The sequence below is a fragment of the Bacillus sp. FSL P4-0248 genome (assembly GCF_038593305.1).
In the GTDB taxonomy this organism is placed as follows: Bacteria; Bacillota; Bacilli; order Bacillales; family Bacillaceae; genus Bacillus; species Bacillus safensis.
In genome coordinates, this window is sequence record NZ_CP151983.1 from 2,896,955 (window position 1) to 2,916,939 (window position 19,985).

The 19,985-nt window shown below is 43.3% G+C and carries 21 protein-coding genes; 6 read left to right on the forward strand and 15 right to left on the reverse strand.

All coding sequences use genetic code 11. The features are described from left to right. Nucleotides 1-79 precede the first annotated feature (79 nt). On the forward strand, nt 80-580 hold the full coding sequence (locus NST65_RS15010; RefSeq protein ID WP_025094161.1) for a phosphatidylglycerophosphatase A: 501 nt from the start codon (nt 80-82) through the stop codon (nt 578-580). 39 nt (nt 581-619) lie between these two features. Here NST65_RS15010 and NST65_RS15015 read toward each other — a convergent pair whose 3' ends face one another. Genes NST65_RS15015 through NST65_RS15025 form a run of 3 tightly spaced genes read right to left on the reverse strand, consistent with a single transcriptional unit; the run spans nt 620 to nt 2,141 of the window. After that, nucleotides 620-1,393 carry a TIGR01457 family HAD-type hydrolase gene (locus tag NST65_RS15015; protein WP_087978090.1) on the reverse strand — a complete coding sequence of 258 codons (774 nt, stop codon included), beginning with the start codon at nt 1,391-1,393 and terminating at the stop codon, nt 620-622. Between the two features lie 18 nt (nt 1,394-1,411). Continuing rightward, on the reverse strand, nt 1,412-1,846 hold the full coding sequence (locus NST65_RS15020) for a DUF86 domain-containing protein (RefSeq protein WP_034282630.1): 435 nt from the start codon (nt 1,844-1,846) through the stop codon (nt 1,412-1,414). A gap of 19 nt (nt 1,847-1,865) precedes the next feature. Beyond that, nucleotides 1,866-2,141, reverse strand: coding sequence for a YutD family protein (locus tag NST65_RS15025; protein WP_024423368.1), 276 nt, complete (start codon nt 2,139-2,141; stop codon nt 1,866-1,868). Between the two features lie 120 nt (nt 2,142-2,261). Between NST65_RS15025 and NST65_RS15030 the strand changes: the two genes are divergently transcribed. Then, on the forward strand, nt 2,262-2,897 hold the full coding sequence (locus NST65_RS15030; protein ID WP_024425978.1) for a YhcN/YlaJ family sporulation lipoprotein: 636 nt from the start codon (nt 2,262-2,264) through the stop codon (nt 2,895-2,897). Nucleotides 2,898-2,936: 39 nt separating this feature from the next. Here NST65_RS15030 and lipA read toward each other — a convergent pair whose 3' ends face one another. Beyond that, nucleotides 2,937-3,833: a lipoyl synthase gene (gene lipA / locus NST65_RS15035; RefSeq protein ID WP_008360456.1), complete on the reverse strand. Its 897-nt coding sequence runs from the start codon at nt 3,831-3,833 to the stop codon at nt 2,937-2,939. A gap of 326 nt (nt 3,834-4,159) precedes the next feature. On the opposite strand from lipA, the gene NST65_RS15040 reads away from it, so the two are divergent. Next, complete coding sequence (locus tag NST65_RS15040) at nt 4,160-5,107, forward strand: M23 family metallopeptidase (protein ID WP_240491056.1); 948 nt, start codon at nt 4,160-4,162, stop codon at nt 5,105-5,107. Nucleotides 5,108-5,134: 27 nt separating this feature from the next. On the opposite strand, the gene yunB is transcribed toward NST65_RS15040, so the two are convergent. The 4 genes from yunB to NST65_RS15060 all read right to left on the reverse strand — a co-directional run bounded on the left by yunB (nt 5,135) and on the right by NST65_RS15060 (nt 8,639). Continuing rightward, nucleotides 5,135-5,905 carry a sporulation protein YunB gene (yunB, locus tag NST65_RS15045; protein ID WP_080701219.1) on the reverse strand — a complete coding sequence of 257 codons (771 nt, stop codon included), beginning with the start codon at nt 5,903-5,905 and terminating at the stop codon, nt 5,135-5,137. 69 nt (nt 5,906-5,974) lie between these two features. Further along, nucleotides 5,975-6,280 (reverse strand): DUF1805 domain-containing protein, encoded by a 306-nt coding sequence (locus tag NST65_RS15050; RefSeq protein WP_034282637.1) that lies wholly within the window; start codon nt 6,278-6,280, stop codon nt 5,975-5,977. 67 nt (nt 6,281-6,347) lie between these two features. Further along, the gene (locus tag NST65_RS15055; RefSeq protein ID WP_342489057.1) at nt 6,348-7,721 is read right to left on the reverse strand and encodes a bifunctional UDP-sugar hydrolase/5'-nucleotidase; all 1,374 of its coding nucleotides are present in this window, start codon (nt 7,719-7,721) and stop codon (nt 6,348-6,350) included. A gap of 66 nt (nt 7,722-7,787) precedes the next feature. Next, complete coding sequence (locus tag NST65_RS15060) at nt 7,788-8,639, reverse strand: DUF72 domain-containing protein (protein ID WP_034282640.1); 852 nt, start codon at nt 8,637-8,639, stop codon at nt 7,788-7,790. A 302-nt stretch (nt 8,640-8,941) separates the two neighbouring features. Here NST65_RS15060 and NST65_RS15065 point away from each other — a divergent pair, with 302 nt between their 5' ends. Both NST65_RS15065 and NST65_RS15070 read left to right on the forward strand, forming a co-directional pair. After that, nucleotides 8,942-10,111: a helix-turn-helix domain-containing protein gene (locus NST65_RS15065; RefSeq protein ID WP_111926669.1), complete on the forward strand. Its 1,170-nt coding sequence runs from the start codon at nt 8,942-8,944 to the stop codon at nt 10,109-10,111. A gap of 64 nt (nt 10,112-10,175) precedes the next feature. Beyond that, complete coding sequence (locus NST65_RS15070; RefSeq protein ID WP_034282645.1) at nt 10,176-11,333, forward strand: oxalate decarboxylase family bicupin; 1,158 nt, start codon at nt 10,176-10,178, stop codon at nt 11,331-11,333. Between the two features lie 64 nt (nt 11,334-11,397). Here NST65_RS15070 and NST65_RS15075 read toward each other — a convergent pair whose 3' ends face one another. The 3 genes from NST65_RS15075 to NST65_RS15085 all read right to left on the reverse strand — a co-directional run bounded on the left by NST65_RS15075 (nt 11,398) and on the right by NST65_RS15085 (nt 14,983). After that, entirely contained in the window at nt 11,398-12,126 is a 729-nt protein-coding gene (locus NST65_RS15075; protein WP_111926671.1) for an NPP1 family protein, read from the reverse strand. Between the two features lie 263 nt (nt 12,127-12,389). Then, nucleotides 12,390-13,589, reverse strand: coding sequence for a tetracycline resistance MFS efflux pump (locus NST65_RS15080; protein ID WP_034282649.1), 1,200 nt, complete (start codon nt 13,587-13,589; stop codon nt 12,390-12,392). A 158-nt stretch (nt 13,590-13,747) separates the two neighbouring features. Next, entirely contained in the window at nt 13,748-14,983 is a 1,236-nt protein-coding gene (locus NST65_RS15085; RefSeq protein ID WP_111926673.1) for an alanine--glyoxylate aminotransferase family protein, read from the reverse strand. 171 nt (nt 14,984-15,154) lie between these two features. Here NST65_RS15085 and NST65_RS15090 point away from each other — a divergent pair, with 171 nt between their 5' ends. Further along, the gene (locus NST65_RS15090; protein WP_065215204.1) at nt 15,155-16,033 is read left to right on the forward strand and encodes an endonuclease; all 879 of its coding nucleotides are present in this window, start codon (nt 15,155-15,157) and stop codon (nt 16,031-16,033) included. 13 nt (nt 16,034-16,046) lie between these two features. Here NST65_RS15090 and NST65_RS15095 read toward each other — a convergent pair whose 3' ends face one another. The 4 genes from NST65_RS15095 to NST65_RS15110 all read right to left on the reverse strand — a co-directional run bounded on the left by NST65_RS15095 (nt 16,047) and on the right by NST65_RS15110 (nt 19,885). Then, nucleotides 16,047-16,790, reverse strand: a complete 744-nt coding sequence (locus tag NST65_RS15095; protein ID WP_065215203.1) for an IucA/IucC family C-terminal-domain containing protein — start codon at nt 16,788-16,790, stop codon at nt 16,047-16,049. 21 nt (nt 16,791-16,811) lie between these two features. Continuing rightward, complete coding sequence (locus NST65_RS15100; RefSeq protein WP_061110041.1) at nt 16,812-17,849, reverse strand: iron ABC transporter permease; 1,038 nt, start codon at nt 17,847-17,849, stop codon at nt 16,812-16,814. Further along, nucleotides 17,842-18,858 carry an iron ABC transporter permease gene (locus tag NST65_RS15105; RefSeq protein ID WP_034282660.1) on the reverse strand — a complete coding sequence of 339 codons (1,017 nt, stop codon included), beginning with the start codon at nt 18,856-18,858 and terminating at the stop codon, nt 17,842-17,844. Before NST65_RS15105 ends, NST65_RS15100 begins: the two co-directional genes overlap by 8 nt. A gap of 73 nt (nt 18,859-18,931) precedes the next feature. After that, nucleotides 18,932-19,885: an iron-siderophore ABC transporter substrate-binding protein gene (locus tag NST65_RS15110; RefSeq protein WP_041115763.1), complete on the reverse strand. Its 954-nt coding sequence runs from the start codon at nt 19,883-19,885 to the stop codon at nt 18,932-18,934. Between the last annotated feature and the right edge of the window lie 100 nt (nt 19,886-19,985).

Sequence of the window (19,985 nt, forward strand, 5' to 3'; positions counted from 1 at the left end):
GAGGGATTTATGAATACTATTTACTATCCGAAGCTTTTTACACGTTGTGGACAAATTACGAGGATTGGGTGAGGAATACATGCCGCATCATCATGAGATGAACGAAGTAGAAAAAACAGCAAGACGCCGTTTACAAGAACGAGGCGTAACCATTCAAGATATAGCAGACCTTGTCTACTTTTTACAGGAAAAATATCATCCTGGCTTAGACATGACAGAGTGCATCCACAATGTGGAGCGTGTCATCGCAAAACGTGAAGTCCAAAATGCGATATTAACGGGCGTTGAACTAGACGTACTCGCCGAACAAAAAAAGCTGACTGAGCCGCTTCAATCAATACTTGAAACGGACGAAAGCCTGTATGGCGTTGATGAAATTTTATCCTTTGCTATCGTCAATATTTATGGTTCAATCGGCTTTACAAATTACGGATATATCGATAAAGAAAAACCAGGTATTCTGGGGAAACTCAACGATAAATCCACAGGCGAATGCCACACCTTTTTAGATGACATTGTTGGCGCTATTGCTGCTGCCGCATCAAGCAGGTTGGCACATAGTGCAAGAAATGCGGAATAAAGAAAAAGAGGACGCGCGCATAACGCTTGTCCTCTTTTTTTATGATAATCGCTCGATCCACTCGGATAATGAATCAATGACATAGGTTGGCTGCTTTTCATACTTCTGAAGCAGCTCTTTTGTTGTCACACCTGTATGGACGAGTAATGTGTCCATTCCTGCATTCATTCCTGCCATAATATCCGTATCATAGTTATCACCCACCATGAGCGTCTCAGACACATCTGTCCCAAGCACACGCATCGCTTGTTCCATAATAATGGATTCCGGCTTTCCGATAAATGTTGGCTGAACCGTTGTCGTCACGGTCAGTACGGATGTTAACGAGCCGTTCCCTGGCAAAAGCCCTCTTTCTGTTGGAATAGCTATATCTCCATTTGTTGAGACAAATTGTGCGCCTTGACGAATGGCAATCGCACCTACTGCTAATTTTTCATATGTAATGCCTCGATCAATTCCAACAACAACGAAATCTGCGTCTTCCTGACCAAACGTCAGCCCCTTTTCTTCAATGGCCTGCTTGATTCCTTCTTCACCGATCACGTAAACTGACGCATCTTTCTTTTGTTCAGCAATATAATTGGCCGTCGCCATACTTGTTGTAAACACTTGTTCTTCTGTTGCTGGAATATCAAATGAAACGAGTTTTTCCGCTACCTGCTTTGGCGTACGTGATGAGTTATTCGTGACAAACAAGTAAGGGATGTTCAACTCATTTAACTTTTGAACAAATTGACCTGCTTCCTCGATCTTTTCTGTTCCTTTATACATGGTCCCGTCTAAATCAATTAAATAGCCTTTGTATTTCATGATGCTCACAACTCCAATGGTTTATTTAAACGCTGATACTGGGCCAAGCTCCTGTTCCAAGTAGGTACGGATGCGGCTTGGAAAGACCTCTAGCGCCTGCTCTACTTCGCTGATCACCTGCAATAAGTCATGATGAACCACTTCCTGATATTGCTGCACAAGTGTTTTGCGGGATGAGACAAGCTTTTTCAGCTGACTTCCTTCCACTTCTGGTACAACCTTTTCATCAACAAGTATATCCATGATGTCATCATAGCTTCCTGGGTCACGCATAATAAAGCCATCAATCATGTCATTTCCAGTATCAAGAATACATTCGACGAGCAAATGAACAATTCGTTCCAGCGCTTTTTTCTCTAGAGGACTTGTCCATGTTTGATGACTCTGCATCAATCCATATTGCTCCTCGAAAAAACGTAATGTCTCTTCAATCTTTTTTCTGTCTACGAAATACATTATGACGCTCCCCTTTGCGTTATTTTCTGATTCGCTTTAAGACAAAATAGGCACAGCCAAAATTACAGTATTCATAAATGTATTCATCGAGTGTGCTGATTTTAGTATCAAATGTGGCCTTTTGGTTTTGGTCATCAAAGAACCCTTTCAGCCTGAGCTGATTATAGCCCCAGTCCCCCACAATATAATCATACTTATTTAAAATATCTGAGTACCTTGCTTTAAACGCTTCTTCATTAAAGCCGTCTTTGATATCTCTTACAAGATCAAAGGTAGCATTCTGAACGACGATCATCTTCTCACCTCTTTTTAAACGATCCATCTTTAATGATAATTCATTGGAAGAACTCCATCAATTGCTAAAGCATGTTTTTTCCGATTTAGACGAAGCTAAAGGAAAAAGGAGGTCACATTTATGAAGAAACAACTGACAGCCGCGATTCTCCTCAGCATGCTTTTAGGCGGGTGCGGCTTTCAATCAGGTATGAACCGGCAAGTGGATGAAGATTCTTCAAGTAAAACCATCCGTCTGTCGGATCGTCATGAAGGAAATAATTCCAACATGCCAGAAGCAGATACAAACAGAGCAGGATATGTTCGTTATCAGCGCCAGCAAGTAACGGATCAAAAAGAAAGAACCCCTGCTTTAAATCGTGAGCATCTTGCCCACGTGATTACAAGTTTAACGGTGCAGCTGCCAAACATCAAAGATGCAGCCACACTTGTGACAGATGAGGATGCACTCATCGTGTATCGAACAGGAAACAAAAACCGTGATGAATCTGCCGATCAAGTAAAGAAAACGGCGGTTTCTGTTCTCCCTCGTTATTATCATGTATACGTCTCTGATAATCCAGAGCACTTTCAATCCATTGCCAATTTTTCACGTCTTCAAACCAATTCACGTGATTTTGACCAAATTTTAACCAAAACGATTCAGCAAATGAAGTATTCCCCTCAAGGCGGGAACATATCAAATCAAGAAGATGCAAATGGGATGACGAATTCCGACCGTACGATGAGAAGAAACGCCCCTTACGGCCAAAATTAATACGAGAAAAAACGCCAGAGAGCTCTGGCGTTTTCTTTGTTATGCTTGCGCCTGACGTTTTTTAGACGCTTCGTTTACTTGTTCATCTGCATGGTAGGAAGAGCGCACAAGCGGCCCAGCTTCACAGTGGCTAAAACCTTTTGACATCGCAATTTCCTTCAGCTCTGCAAACTCATCCGGATGGTAGTATTTTTGAACTTTCAAATGCTTTTTCGAAGGCTGTAAATACTGGCCAATCGCCATAATATCCACGTTATTGGCAAGAAGATCATCCATGACTTCAATGATTTCTTCCTTCGTTTCACCAAGTCCAATCATAATGCTTGATTTTGTTGGAATGTCTGGCTGCATTTCTTTTGCACGACGCAAGAATTCTAATGAACGATCATATGTAGCACGCGCACGAACTCTTGGCGTTAATCTGCGAACTGTTTCAATGTTGTGATTTAAAATGTCAGGACGAGTGTCCATTAATGTCTTCAAGTTATCATAATTACCGCCCATGTCTGAAGGGAGAACTTCAATGGTCGTGAATGGGCTTTTTCTTCTAATCGCACGAACGGTTTCAGCGAACACACCTGCTCCGCCATCCTTTTGATCATCCCTTGCAACCGCTGTTATGACAGCGTGCTTTAAATTCATTAAGGCTACTGAATCTGCCACGCGTTCTGGCTCTTGCAGGTCAAGCTCAGTCGGAAGTCCAGTTTTCACCGCACAGAAACGGCATGCGCGCGTACAAACAGATCCAAGGATCATAAATGTAGCGGTTCTTCTCACTGCCCAGCATTCATGAATATTCGGACATTTTGCTTCCTCACAAACAGTATGCAGGTTGTTTTCCCGCATCATTTTCTTTAAACCGGTATAGTTTTCATTCGTATTCAGCTTAATTTTAAGCCAGTCCGGTTTTCTTACGTGCTCTTCCTTCTTTGCCAATTCCATCATCTCCATATGAATTCGTTAAAGGTGCATCTACAAAAATCTTCCTGCTATATACGATGGATGCAGCCAAGAAGCTGCAAAAAATTGAATCTTCGGCCTAAAGCCTTTTCTTTAGACACTTTAACATAGTACAGATTGAACAACAAGGGAATGAGCTGCAAAAATACCCAAAAGCCTCCTAAAAAAACAGAAGAAAATTACTAACATTTTCTTCTTATGAAATAGAGTGATCTAACCACACTAAACGGTAGAAGACAATGCTCGATGAAAGGAGATGGACGTTTGTGAAAGTGGTCTTAGCCATCATGATTGCTCTTTCAATGCTCCCTTTACCTGTTCATGCAAAAGGGACGGGCAAGCAGCCAGATGAATTGAAGCAAAGAATGGCCCTATATGAAAAAGTCTCCATCACAACACAGGTTCCATGGTATGTACTTGCTGCAGTTGATCAGTATGAACACAATATTCGAAAAAGCAGAAGAGATTTACCGAAACAAAAAGGCGTCATTGGCATCTACATTCCCCGGGAAATGTGGATTGGACCAGAAAACCCGAATAAACAGGATACCTCTCCTTTAAGCATTAAAGTGTTTGACGGAATTGGTCTTGATGGAAATGGGGATGGCAAAGCAAGCAGCGATGACGATGAGGATGTATTGTTCACGTTTGCTCAATACTTGCTTCACTACGGCAGCAGCATTGATCAATTAAAAATTGGCTTATGGGACTATTATGGACGTGATCAAACCGTTGGAATCATTTCATCTTTTATGAAGCTATATAAGCACTACGGCCATCTTGATCTTGGAAAGCATGCTTTTCCTCTTCCAGTTGGAGCTGACTACAGCTACCGAAGTACCTGGGGAGATGCGAGAGGGTTTGGAGGCAGAAGAATTCACGAGGGAACAGATTTATTTGCCCATTATGGACTTCCCGTTCGTGCGACATCGTATGGCGTGATTGAAATGAAAGGCTGGAACCGTTTTGGCGGCTGGCGGATAGGCATTCGAGATATTCATAATCATTATCATTACTTCGCTCACTTAAATGGCTTTGCGAAAGGACTCAAGACAGGTCAAATTGTTGAACCTGGCCAGGTGATTGGATCTGTCGGAAGCTCCGGTTACGGTCCTCCAGGCACTGCAGGAAAGTTTCCGCCGCATCTTCACTATGGCATGTACAAAGACAACGGCAGAACGGAATGGTCATTTGATCCATATCCTCATTTGAGGGCGTGGGAAAGAGCTGAACGGAAACGAAAATCGTAAAAAAACAGCCCAATCATTGTTGGGCTGTTATTCCTTTTTCTCCTTTTTCTCTGGGAGAACAATTGATGGAGCACCTGAGTTTGTTCCGCTGCCATTATAATAATCTGGTACGTCTCCTTGAACGGCTTGTATGGAGACAGGAACAGAGTTTTTAACTACAATTGTTTCAGAAGCAAATGGGATAATGACTCTTACCTTGACCTCGATCAGAACACTAATATCAATCAAGGCATTGTTGATGCCATAAGGCTTAATGTTTTTTTCAACGTCCGTATGCGGATCACCAATCACACTAAAGCGCACAGGCACTTTTGGTCCGAGGTTGGCGATGAGTGCATTTCCGGATGCTTGCCCAAGCGGAATGTTATATATAATGCCGTCATGTCCATCTGTTTGATCCTTTAATGCTTCTTTTGCCTCTTTTTGAAAGTTCCCCTTTTCAATGTCCTCTAAATTTTTTTGAAGATGACGCGAGAGGTCAGCCATTGCTTTCGATGTTGCTTGCGCATTAAAATCGATGGTCGTCACTTTTCCGTTCTCACTTGTATTCATGACCACCATATCCTTCATATTCTCCTGATCATCTGCAAAGTCTTGCACTGAATATTGTATGAGGTGATTGGCGATGCGCTCTGTTTCGAGTTCAGCAATGTGAATAAGGGTAGGTTTAATGGATCGGTTGATAAAAAATAAGCTAATCACGGTTGAGAGCACAAAGAATAAGATCGCAAGCAGCATGACGTAACGAAATGGCAAAGGGCCCTTCTTGTAGGGGCGATAACGGCGGTTCATTCTCAATAAAAAATCCCCCCTTCTCCATTACATGTGTATGCAGACAGGCGGGGGGATAGGAATCATCTCTCTATTTTATTTCACCATTTTTAATAATGCATCTCTTCCAATTGTTCCAGCTGAGATGCCCAGCGCTTCTGCGGCGTATGTCACAGATTCTAAAGGAGCATCGAGCAATTGCTCAATGGTTCTTACACCAACTGCTCTTCCTGCAATAATTCCTCTATCTGCAAGCTTTTCATTCAAGAGCCCGACATCCAGTGCACCGCACATAATATACCCATGTTCATTTGATACTGCCATAAAATTTGTCTTCGGCAGCTTGACGGTGACCGCTGTAAAGGAATGGCCATCAATTGTAATAGGTGTTAAATTCACCAAATCCCTTCACTCCTCTCATCACAATCTATGTGAAAAGAGGGCGCGTGTTGTTAGGCTGAAGCGGATTTCAAGTGGCTTCCTTCAACCGCCATGTCAGAACATCACGTAAAAATTCAGGCATAAAATATTCAATGTGTTCGTGATCACGGATATGAGGAAAAAGAGAGCCTAATGTATACATATCGACTGTGCCAACTGTATAGGAGGCATCTTTTTTGATCAATTGATCATGTACAAAGACATCCTTCACCCGTTTGGCATCGCCTTCTTCTAACGTATAGCTGAGTCCGCTATATAGCATTTTCCCCATTAGCTCACCTCTAAATCCGAAGCCTTTGATGCGCAGCTGTTCCATTTTTTCTTCACAGCCCCGTCGAACTGTTTCGATCAGCTGTTGACCGGTAAGCGTCACCCGAATGGGATTAATGGGATGCGGACATATCCGGTGGATTTCTTCTCTTGTGACGATCCCTGCCTCTAATGAATCAAGCACCATACCTGCATTCATCATGCCAATATCTGCTCCGCACCAATCTTTAATGGCCTCTGTTAAGAGCTGCGGAAGCGGAGATTCGTCGAACCACTTCGTTTCTAGCTTCGACTCAATCGTTGTCACTTTTTCCTGCATGAGTGCTTTCGCTCTTCTTTCTGCTTGCTGTAAGGTGGTGATGGCTTCATCTGATTCACTGATGAGCTGATCTACTGACTGTACTGTCGCTTTTTTCTCTATCAGCTCTTTGCGCGCTGTATCGATCGTCAGCTCAACACAGCCAATATAATGCCCATACTTTTCAGCGCATGCAAGCAGCACACCATTGTCCATTTCACCTTGTTCTAACAGATGATGCGTGTGTGAGCCTAGGATGATGTCGATGTCAGGGAAATCACGGGCGACCTCTCGATCATGGATGATACCAAGATGGGATAAAAGCACAATGACATCTGCCTGTCCCTTCACTTCCTGCAGCATGTCCCGTATGCTGTCAAACGGATCAGTAATGTTCCAGCCCAGCTTTTCATATACAGGTGTATACGCAATGGTCACGCCTAAGAGACATATCTTCAGTCCGTTTTCCATTGTGATCATATGATAGGGCTTTGCCCATGATGGCCTTTTGCCTTTCTCAAATAAATTAGACAGGACCACTGGAAATTGTGCATTCTCATATAAGTGATCCAGCTGATCATGGGGCAGCGTAATGCCTTCATTATTCCCGATCGTGACTCCATCATAGCCAAGCTGATTGAGGAGCTTGACGTTTACCTTTCCATAATCCGCTTCGGATACGAGGTTCACTCGATCCATATGGTCGCCAATATCAAACAAGAGCATCTGATCGTGAACTTGACGCTTTTCTTCAATATAAGCTGCAATTTTTGGCCAGTTCTCAAAGTGGCTGTGCAAGTCGTTTGTATGATATAACCATAGCTTCTGCAGCATGTTGATCTCTCCCTCAAGTTGTCACTGACCGTCTCATTCAGGTTGAAAGCTTCAGTCAGCTCTCGGTTAACTAAATAAATCTAACTGCTTCGGAGACAGGTTTGAATAGGTGATATCCAGCAAATCAATCATCTGCTGGCCATTCGCCGCTGCATCTCCGCCAGAGTTATTATTAAACACGACATAGACATCTTTCGATTGCTGATGCAGGATGTCGAGATTCTTTTTCCACTCTTTTAATTCAGCTTCATTATATAAATATAAGTATCTTACTTCACGCCAATTCTCATGGTCTGCCGGGTGAAGCCAGCCCTGTTTATTCCTCCCGTGAAATCGGACCAAGGTTTTATCACGGTGTGTAGCTTGTATGACTGGCGGAATGGAGCCTTCTCCGACTTGCGGTTCATCACAGACGGAATGAATCCATCCTTCCTTTTCCATAAAGGACAAAGTCTGCTCATAAAATTCCTCTGAAAACCATGTACGGTTTCGGAATTCGAGTGCACATGGAATATCGCCCATCTTCTCCTTACACCATCTTAAATAGTGAACGTGCTCTTTTTTGCAATCAAACCAAGGTGGAAATTGAAAGAGCACCATGGCCAGTTTCCCTTCACGAATGAGCGGAGTCAGCGAAAGAATAAATGCATCAAACATGTCCTCCTTCGAAGCAAACGGAATCTCGCCCCTTTGATGTCCAGTCATTCCTTGGTATGCTTTCACAACAAATTGAAAGTCATCTGGCGTATCCTTTATCCACTTTTCATGATTACGCTCAGGCTGAACCGCATAAAAGCTGGCATCCAGTTCCACAATCGGAAACGTTGATGCGTAGTGAAACAGCTTTTGCGCGCTGCCGATTCTCGGCGGATAAAGACTGTCATGATCTCCCCAGCCAGTTAATCCGATATAAATCATGTTTCTCACCTCTTGCCACTCTCATGTATAGACGGCTTCCTCACATCAAAGCCTTTATTCCTTGTGATACCCATATTTCTGAAAGAAATTCTTCTGTCTACAACATATCATATTTGCTCGTAATTCTGAATGAAGATGACTGGCGGCACGTGATTTTGTCCTGCTCTGTTTGTTTGTTATATGAATTGACAACTTTCTATCTAAAATGATTTTAGCTGATAACATAAAATGCATATCAGAGATGTTGACAGTGATTGTCCATTTTTTTATTCATCTTCACCAATAAAGGAGACCCAGTGGATATGAACATAGACGATAATCAGTTTGAAATTTTACAAAAGATGGCCAAAAAGATTCACAAGCCCATCTATTTGTTTAACCAGCATGGACGTATTCTCTATACCTCGCACCCCATGATCACGAGCCCAGAATGGATGCACATTCTCCCCTTTTTCCAAAGCAGGACAACTCATTCTTTTTCAATGATACATGCAAAACAAACCTTTTCCATCTTTCCAATTGATCTAAACGAACAAACATGTGATTATCTGGTCATCCTTGCTTTCATTCACCCGCAGAATAAAACTTTGCATGGGATCATTGCAAAAGCAGTAAAAGAAATGTCAATTGCACGTATGAGACAATATGCCGCCCTGCAAACGGCCAAGCGTGCTAGAAATGAGGGCTTTCGCAAATGGATAGAGAGGGCATCGTCTTCCCAGCAAGATCCCTTACATTTCGCTCAGGCATTTGGATTAAACGCCGAATGCCGCTATCTATGTATGATCTGTCAGCTTGACGAGCGCAGTGATTCCACATGTTTTATGAAGCAGCAAATGGTTTTAGATCAAATGATTGATCTGCTCGAAAGTGCACTTCCAAGCTGCCCATTTCCTGCCTTTCTGTTTTTAAAAGGTGATATGGGTGTTGTATTGATGGAGGAGACTGGCAGTTGGCCAGAGGTTAGCGGCAGGCTCAGCTCTTTTTTAAAACAGTTGCAGATGCTTGTTAAACTGCAAGTGAATCATACTATTTCTTTTGGGGTGAGCTTGACGGGCTGCCTCATCTCCCATCTGTCTGAAGGCTACAATGAAGCATTAGAGGCTCTTCAAACAGGACATCTCTCATCGCGTACTGAATATATTCAATTTTATCAAGCGAAGGATGTGCTAGATTTACTAAGGCTCATTCCAAGAAAGGATATGATCACGTTTCACCAGCTGCACCTTCACCCGTTATCTGAACCATCACAAGTCGATCAAAGCCTTCTTCACACCTTATCTGTCTATTTAGAAACCCATTGCCACATTTCAGAAACAGCCAAACGATTGTCCATTCATCGCAACACGGTCATTTATCGCCTCGAGAAGTGTGAAGAATTGCTTCGAATCAGCTTAAAAGATTCTGACGCAACATTGCGGCTGCGCTTAGCATTCCGTATTCAAATGTTTCTCTCATCCCATCCTGATTGAATTTTTTCTTCTGAAACTTCATATAGTTTGGAGGAGAAAAATGAGACTCAAGGAGGGATGATAAATGGATGATGAGCTCCGTCACATCCCGCAGCCCATTCGAAAGGATGGCGCGGGTGCCACCGACTTAGGCCCGCGCGATGTCCTTCGAGATATAGAGAACCCAGATATGCTCGTTCCCCCTAAAACCGATGCCGGAACAATCCCCAATTTAAAATTTTCATTTTCTGATACACACATGCATTTGAATCACGGCGGCTGGTCGAGGGAAATTACAAAGCGGGAGCTGCCGGTTTCAACAACGATTGCAGGTGTCAATATGCGGCTCACACGCGGAGGTGTTCGTGAGCTTCATTGGCATAAGCAGGCGGAATGGGCGTATATGATTTTAGGCAAAGCCCGCATCACATCTGTAGATGCAGAAGGGCGAAATATGATCGCTGATATAGAAGAAGGTGATTTGTGGTATTTTCCACCTGGTATCCCGCACTCTATTCAAGGACTTGAGGATGGTTGTGAGTTCCTTCTTGTATTTGATGATGGCGATTTTTCTGAATTTGATACATTCACGATCACAGACTGGTTTGCCCATACACCGAAAGAGATTCTCTCCGCCAATTTTGGTGTTCCTAAGAAATTGTTTGACCATATTCCGAAAAAGCAGCGCTATATGTTTCAAGGCTCGCCGCCGTCATCCTTAGAAAGCCAAATGGTATCTGATCCATACGGCAGCATCAAGCCGCCATTTACGCACCAGCTTCTTCGTCAAAAACCGATAACGACCTCTGGCGGAACCGTCCGAATTGTCGATTCACGGAATTTCCCGATTTCAAAAACGATTGCAGCTGCACTTGTTGAAGTAAAACCTGGCGGCATGAGAGAAATGCACTGGCACCCTAATAATGATGAGTGGCAATACTATTTAACAGGTACAGCTAAAATGACGGTCTTTGGAGCAGGAGGTACTGCCCGCACCTTTAATTACAGAGCCGGTGATGTTGGATATGTTCCTTTTGGCATGGGGCATTACATCCAAAATATCGGCCAAACGAGCCTTTGGTTTTTAGAGATTTTTAAAAGTGACCGGTTTGCAGATATTTCGTTGAATCAGTGGATGGCCTTAACCCCGCCTCAATTAGTGAAAGAGCATTTACACGTAGATGAAGCGATGATTCGTGCGCTTCATAAAGAAAAATCACCTGTCGTGAAATATGAGAGATGATGCGATTTTGTTTATAAAAAAACCGATCATTTTTAGATGATCGGTTTTTAATCATGGTTAACCCTTATCGATACCACGCTTTTGCTAAATTGTTTTTAAAGTTACTATCTTTGAAAGGTACGTTTGCACTACCAAAGTCTGTTGTATTCAGTGCATGTCTTGCAGCCGGCGTTAGATCATCCCAGCCAATTAAAGGCTGCATTCCTTTTCCGCTCACATTGCCGCTTACATTCAACTCATGATTTAATGGCCAGTTGCTATCATAACCTACTAAAGGATTTGTCCCTAAAATACTTGCTGCACTCGGTGCTACTTTCTTATATTGTCCATGACCTGAGTAAGCAATCGATTGAACACGCGGATTGACTACAGCTGGATTGTCAATCCAAACGACAATGGATTCCCAATCATGACGATGACCTAAGCCTGGTGAAGGATTATCTTTTGGGAAATACCAAGCATACATAATCGCCCAGCTGCCATTGTACCAATCTGAACGTGAATATACTTGACCGATATTACTGCTGCATCCACCATTATGTGAACCGCTCGTTTTTAACCCTCTGCTTGTGTTTCCAGCAGCATCTACAGCTGGGAATGGTACACATCCATGCCATACTTTCAAATAAGGCTGAAATTTTTTCGCCGCTTTTTGTGTAACAGTTGTTGGGTTGACTTCTCTAAAACCAACTACCTTGTCATGATCAATTTCTGCCGCATGAACTGCTGAAGGCACTGCTGTACTAAACATGGTGACGATAAAAAATATAATGGCAAAAATAAACTTCTTCATTTTCTATCCCCTTTTCTCTTGATTATCTCAGTTACCTCATGCTGTCGAGATTGATGTTACCATTGCGGAAAAAACCAATCAATCACTTTTTACATAAAATGTATAATTTAGTATTTTATTAATGGATTCCCTCTCAGAAAAAGATTTAAATATTGATAAACTCTACTATTCATTTAGATAAAATATAAAACATATACTATTTCTAATTGAAATTTTTCTAAATACATTTCATTCAATAAAAAAAGACTGTAGATCAACTACAACTACAATCTTCCTTGCGCTGCATGAGCATGCTGCACTTTTTTCCCCCACACGATGGATGCAGCGAAGCTTACGCAAAGCACCAGTGTTCCAAACATAAAAGGAAACTCAATATTCATATCAAATAATATACCCGCAAGACTCGGTCCGATGATATTGGCAAGGCTCATAAAGGATGTATTGAGACCGCCTGCTACCCCTTGCTGATTGCCTGCCATCTTGGACAGCAATGTATTGAGGGCTGGACGGACGAATGACGTAGCCGATAAAAATAAAATCGAACCTGTAAAAATCAACCAAAAGGACGGCGCAAAACGGCAGGCGATCAGCATGAAAGCCGCACCTAACAGCGCATAACGCACGACTCTCATCTCCCCAAATCGTTTCACACAAACATTCACTAACGCACCCTGGACAAGCACCCCGGCAAGACCTGCAACTGTAATCACAAACGCAATATCCTTCGGTGAAAATCCGTGTTTTTGGTCTACATATAAGCCGAAAATCGATTCAAAATGAATGATTCCGAAATTGAGGACAAAGGCCAATATAAACAAAAAGCCATAAGATGTCCTTAGAGCCTCGATCATTTGTACAAAAGGATTGAAATGAATATCCTTGTTGAGCCGCGCCTCTTCCTGTTTTTCCTTTGTTAATGTTTCAGGTAAGAAGAGGATGGATAACAAAGTAGAAAGAGCAGCAAAGGAACCGGCAATCAGAAATGGAAATGCGATCCCGTACTCAACCAAATAGCCGCCTACGCCCGGTCCAATGACAAAACCTAGTGTCATCGCTGCACTGAATAGACCCATTCCTTTCCCTCGATCCTTTTCACTTGTGATATCAGCGATGTATGCAAACATGGCCGGCATGAGCAAAGCCCCAGCAGCACCGCCTAAAAACCGAGACACGAACAGCATCCAAAGCTGATCAGCAAAAGCAAAAATAAACTGAGCAATCGTAAAACCCGCAATCCCCGCAATGATCAATTTTCTTCGTCCAAATCGATCGGTCAGTGCCCCGGCAACCGGCGATAACGCAAATTGTGTAAAACCTGTTGCAGCGACAAGAAAACCGAGTGTTTTCCCTGTTGCACCAAAGGCTTCGATGTAACTCGGCATAACAGGTACAATGAGGCCAAAGCCAAGCATGGCAATAAAAATATTGAGCATCAAAATGTATAATCTGCCCATCTTCTTCATATAAAAACCTCTTTCTGCAAAATAAATGAAAATGATGACAAAAGTGGTGAGAACTTCTTCAGTATAGCGATAACCTCATCTATTAGTCTAGTTTTTCAAAAATTAGCGTTCTTTTCCAAAATAAAAATACCCACCAATGGCGGGTATTTTAGATATCGTTATTCAGCTTGTTCATAGATAGAAAGAGCCGCCTGAAGCCCTGCTCCGCAATGGATAGACGCACCATGTTTGATGAGGATCGCTTCAAGCCCTGCTAACACAAACAGCACATTTTCCTTTCGGCAGCTGTAGCCCATTGTCCCAATTCTCCATATACGGCCGGCAAGTGGTCCAAAGGAGCTTGCAATCTCAATCCCAAAATGATGGAGCAGATCGGCACGGACCGCTTCTCCGTCAATACCACTTGGAATGACAATACAAGTCACAACCGGCATTTTACAATCTGTATCACCAAACAATTCAAGCCCCATTGCTTCAAGACCTTTCATCAAGGCTTTCTCATGATATGCGTGCCTTTGAAAACGTTCAGACAGCCCTTCTTCCAGCACAAGACGAACCCCTTCTCGCAGTGCATAGAGCATCGTTGTCGCTTCTGTATGATGATTTAATCGTCTTGGGCTCCAATAATCCTGAAGCTGGCTTAAATCAAAATAATTGCTTTTGATTGGAGAAATGTCCATTTGTTTTTGTAATTCATCCTGTGTCGCAATGCCTTTTTCTACTTTCTTTCTCGATTCAATGACAGCTGCGACCCGGTCATTATACGTAATAGGTGACATACCTGATGGAACAGATAAACATTTCTGCGTGCCGCCAATCGCCGCATCTATTTTCCATTCGTCCACTTTTACCTCGACACCGCCAATGGTTGCCACAGCGTCTACAATAAACAGCGCACCAAGAGCCCGGCATGCTTGCCCGATTTGCTTGAGCGGCTGTAATCGTCCGGTGGATGTTTCCCCATGAACCATGGCAACGATTTTAGGCTTGAGCTGCTTTATTTCTTTGATGATGTCGTCAGGATCAAAAACCGTCCCCCATGCACATTCCATTGTATGTACCTCAGCACCGTAGCGCTGTCCTATTTCAATGAGCAGGTGACCGAAACGGCCAAAGACAGGCACAAGCATTGAATCTCCCGGCTCAATCACACTGGCGAGCACAGCTTCAAGCCCTGAACGTGACGTACCGTCGATTGGATAAGCCCATTTGTTTTCTGTTTGAAAAAGTGACCGCAATAAGGTCATTGTTTCATTCATAATGTGTGTAAATGCTGGATCAAATTGACCGAGAATAGGCGTGCTCATTACACGGAGTACTCTCGGGTCTACTTCTACGGGTCCCGGTGTCATAATCGTTCTTGAAGGTGTTTGCAGTTCTTTCACGTGATCCATCCTCTCCCTTGCTGTCCATCCTTATAAGCCCACTTATACAGGAATGCGCTTAAAATAGCAATCTCTTTTCCTACGAACTTATTACATAAAATTTACGAGTAATCCATTTATTTCTTCATGGCAATATGATAGAAATAAAGAGAATACATTCCCTATCAAGGAGGAAATCGAATGAAAAGAACTTTATTTGGAACTGTGGCCGCCGGAATCATGATATTCGGCACATTCGCCGCCCCGCTGCCTCCAGCTGCAAATGCTCAAGGTTTCAATCTGAGTGAACCTAGTCAAACGATCACCTTTTCCCCGTTACAGCTTCAAAACGAAACATCTGCACAACAAACGCAAACTGCCGCCACAAGTCAAATCGATTCCTATTACCAATCTGCTGCTGGCAAGTCAGGACCCGCTCTTAAGAAAGCCTTACACGATATCATTGATGATCATACGCAGCTCTCCTACAGCCAGGTTTGGAATGCATTAAAGGAAACAGATGAAGACCCCAATAACCCAAACAATGTGCTGCTGCTTTATAGTGGTGCCTCCCGCTCAAAGCAGTCGAATGGCGGAAATGTGGGCCAGTGGAACCGGGAGCATGTCTGGGCCAAGTCTCACGGCAATTTCGGGACAAGCCAAGGGCCTGGGACAGATCTCCATCACCTTCGTGCGACAGATGTGCAAACGAACAGCACACGCGGAAATTTAGATTTTGACACGGGTGGTAATGAATACAAAGGAGCGCCGGGCAACTTCTACGACAGCGACTCATTCGAACCTCACAGCCGGGTCAAAGGAGATGTCGCGAGAATGCTCTTTTATATGGCGGTTCGCTACGAAGGCGATGACCGCTTTCCAGATTTAGAATTGAACGACAAAGTGAATAATGGAAGCTCTCCCCTTCACGGCAAAATGTCTGTACTTCTCAAATGGCACAAGCAGGACCCAGTCGATCAAATCGAACGGAACCGCAATGAGATCATCTATCAAACGTATCAGCACAACCGCAATCCTTTTATTGATCATCCTGAATGGGCAAGCGAGATTTGGGAATAAAAAAAGGGCACTGCTACGAGCAAGCAGTGCCTTTCTTTTGTTCAAGCGGACAAACAAGACAATAATCGAGACTCTCCGATTTTTTCTCAAGCTTATAATACATACAGCAGGTTTTCCGGTTGGATGTTTCTAGTAAACTGTCGTCTAGGTTTAGGCTGTGCTGAAATGGATTTTGCTGAGCTCCGAATACATCACCAGCCGTTTGCTTCAGATACAGATAATCCTCCCGCACACGCTGCTTCACCGCAGGTTCTTCCGCTTCCCGCATCATGCTTCGATAAAGAGAGTTGATTCGAACCGCTACATTTTCCCATAAAATACGATAAGAGAGTTTTGATGTGCGGTTCAGCACGTCTAAAAGAGGCGTGACACACTCCGTAAACAGTGCACGTACGACCTTCTCTCTCCACTCATGCCGGTCTCCTTCTAGTGGAACAAACGAAGACGCCGTCTCATCCAATTCAATTTTCCGATCCTCTCTAAATGCACATGCTGCTGGTGGAAACTGATAGACACCGTCATACATCGTCATCAAGTATAAAGAGGAACTGACGGCTAAGTAGGCGTACCGCTTTGAAAACATAGAAGCTGCTACCGCCAGATTCGGTGCATGCATCGCTTCCTTTTCAGCTTCTAATAAACGCATGACGGCTGATTCTGAAAAAAGCGCAGCAAGTGTGCGATCAGATGTCATTGGTCCATTTGTGATGTGTACCCCGAAATCAAGTAATTCTCTCTCAACCCACTCTGGCCTCATATCAAAACCCCCATCTTCTGTTTATCGATTTCGCTGTTGATATAACAAATAAATAAAGAATGGTGCACCAATGGCCGCCGTAAATACACCTGCTGGGACGTCTAACGGTAGAAATGCGGTTCTAGCCACAAGATCAGCCAGCATCACGAGAATACTTCCAACAAGCGCAGATGCTGGGACAAGTGCTATGAAAGAACGGCCAATAATCATCCGTGCAACGTGCGGCGCCATGAGTCCAACAAATTCAATGCCGCCTGCAAATGCGACTGCAACACCAGCCAATGTCACACTCATCAGGAGAAAGAATAATCGTTTCGCCTGCACTTTTACCCCGAGACCTGTTGCAAGATCATCGCCAAGTTCTTTTACATTCATCGTTCTTGCTAACACCATGACAATCGGTAAAATGATCATCACCCAAGGAAGCATCGCAGTGACGTCTTTCATCGTAGAACCATATAAGCTGCCCGTCAGCCAGATGTATGACTTTGTCGTTGTCATCGTATCACTAAGTACAAGCGTAAACGTCACACATGCCTTCATAATGGCAGAAATCCCGATTCCCATCAGGACAAGTGTGATCGGCTTGACCCCTTTTTTCCATGAAAGCAAATAGATCAGGCACGATACTGCAAAAGCACCCGCAATCGCCCATAAGGATTGATAAGCAATGGGCACAGTGCCCATCCAAAAGACAATGAACATAATCGCACCAAACGAAGCACCACTTGTAATTCCAATGATGTCAGGTGATGCCAGCGGGTTGCGGATCAACCCTTGCAAAATAAGCCCTGATACCGCAAGCGCGGCTCCGACTAAGACAGCCAGCAGCGTTCGTGGAATCCTCAGCGTATTTAACACAAAGGAGTTTCCCTCTCCCTGACCGATTAAATGAAGCAGCACATCCACCGGCTGAATGAACCGGCTTCCCATACTGAGACTGAGAATAAATAAGCCAAAGGCAATGGCCGTCAATAAAAGTAAAATCAAAAACGTCCGCTTTGAAAATTGAAATGAAATGCGCCCGCCTTTAGAACGCACTGTATATGTTTTAGCCACCTGTCTTCAACCCCTTGCGCACGAGATAAACAAATAGAGGCGCTCCTGCTACCGCCGTCATGACACCAATCGGCACTTCCTGCGGCATGATCAGAAAACGAGCCGCCAGATCCGCGGCAAGTAAAAGCGACGCCCCCACTACGGCACAATACGGCAGTACCCAGCGGTGGTCAGGCCCGACAAGCTTTTTCACAATATGCGGCACAAGAAAACCAACAAAACCAATTGAACCAGCAACAGCGACGGAACCACCTGCTAAAAAGACAACGAGTACACCCATCGTGATTTTCAGCAGCAGTGTACGCTGGCCAAGTCCTTTGGCAATATCGTCTCCCGACAAAAGAACATTAATAGAACGTCCCAGAAGCAGCGCCACAATAGTCGCACCTAAAATATAAGGCAAAACAGGGATTAACATATCAATGCTTCTTCCAGACACTGAACCAGCCATCCAGAACAGAATACTTTGAATCGACTGTTCATTCACGATTAAAAGACCTTGTGTAAAAGACGCAAACAGTGCAGATATCGCCGCACCTGCAAGGACAATTTTGACCGGCGTCAATCCATCTCTTCCAATGGAGCCCAATAGAAAAACGAGCATCCCAGCAATCGCTGCGCCTAGAAAGGCTGTCCACATATAGCCTGTTAACGACTCTGTTGAAAAGAAAACAATCGAAATCACGATAAAAAATAGCCCGCCTGCATTAATTCCTAATAAATCAGGCGCCGCAAGCGGATTTCTTGTCAATGCCTGCATGAGTGCACCTGAAATCGCCAGGCTAGATCCAACGACCGTTGCGATTAAAGCTCTTGATAATCTGGATGTCATGACAATGACACTGTTTGGATCCGATTCATCAAATTGAAGAAAAGCATGGATGGTGGCTTTGAGGGAAATAGAGGTTTGCCCAAGGGAAATACTGAGCATAAAAAAGACCAACATCAACACAATGAATCCAGCAAAAAGCAGTGCCTTGCTTGAATCCTTTTTTAATAAACTTCTCATCTGATTCCCGCTTTCAATCTGTTATGGAAAAAAGGAGAAAATGGTATGTTCACATTTTCTCCTCTGTTATGTCTTATTTATCAATTCCTAGACGATCGTAAATATCATCAAGCATCATGTTTGCTGCGATAATACCGCCGCCCATGTTCCAAGTGATTTCATCTACTTTATGCACTTGTTTCGCTTTCACTGCGTCAAGCTGCTTCCATAAAGGATGACTCGTCCACTCTTTATATGCTTTTTCAACTGCTTTATCCTGATCATCCATAAAGTAATAAATCACATCTGCATCCATTTGTGGAATGCTCTCTTTGTCTGTAAGAGTAATGATGTCTTGCTTTTTATCTTTGACATTCTTAGGTCCTTCAAAGCCTAGCTCTGTTAAAATGGATCCTGCGAAACCAGTTTGATAGATTCTAGCATGATCTGCACGGAAGTTCACCACAGATACACTCATCGGCCAGTTTTTGATGTCTTTTTTCGCTTTTTCTTTGAAATCAGCGACGCGGTCATCCCACTTCGTCAGCAATTCTTTTGATTTGTCTTGCTTGTTTAATGCTTCACCCATTAATTTCACTGTGTCTTTAAAGGTGAACACAGTTTCAGTTGCAACAGTTGGAGCGATTTCTTTCAGCTGATCAAAAATTTGCTCGTGGCGGATTTTCGATGCAATGATCAAATCAGGCTTGAGCTTTTCAATTTCCTCTAAGTTTGGCTGTGTTTCCTGCCCAACAATTTTAACATCCTTTAAGTCATCTCTTAAATATTTATACGTAGGTGCTTCAAGCCATGATTCAACAACACCTACTGGTTTAATGCCCATAGCGACTGCTGCATCTGTTGCTCCTTGGTACAGTGTCACCACACGTTTAGGCGATCCTTTAATTTCAGTTGAACCGATAGCGCTTTCAACAGTTCTTGTTTTCTCTTTACTATCTGACTTGCCGTTACTGCTATTGCTGCCGCAAGCTGCAAGTAAAACGATGGAGAGCACAACTAAAAGCGACCAAAAAGATTTCTTGAACATGTACCTCACCTATCCATTCTATATGTAGTCATATCGTTTGATAACGATTCTCATTATCACACTATGATTTTATCATAGAAAAGGATGGTGTCAATGTAAA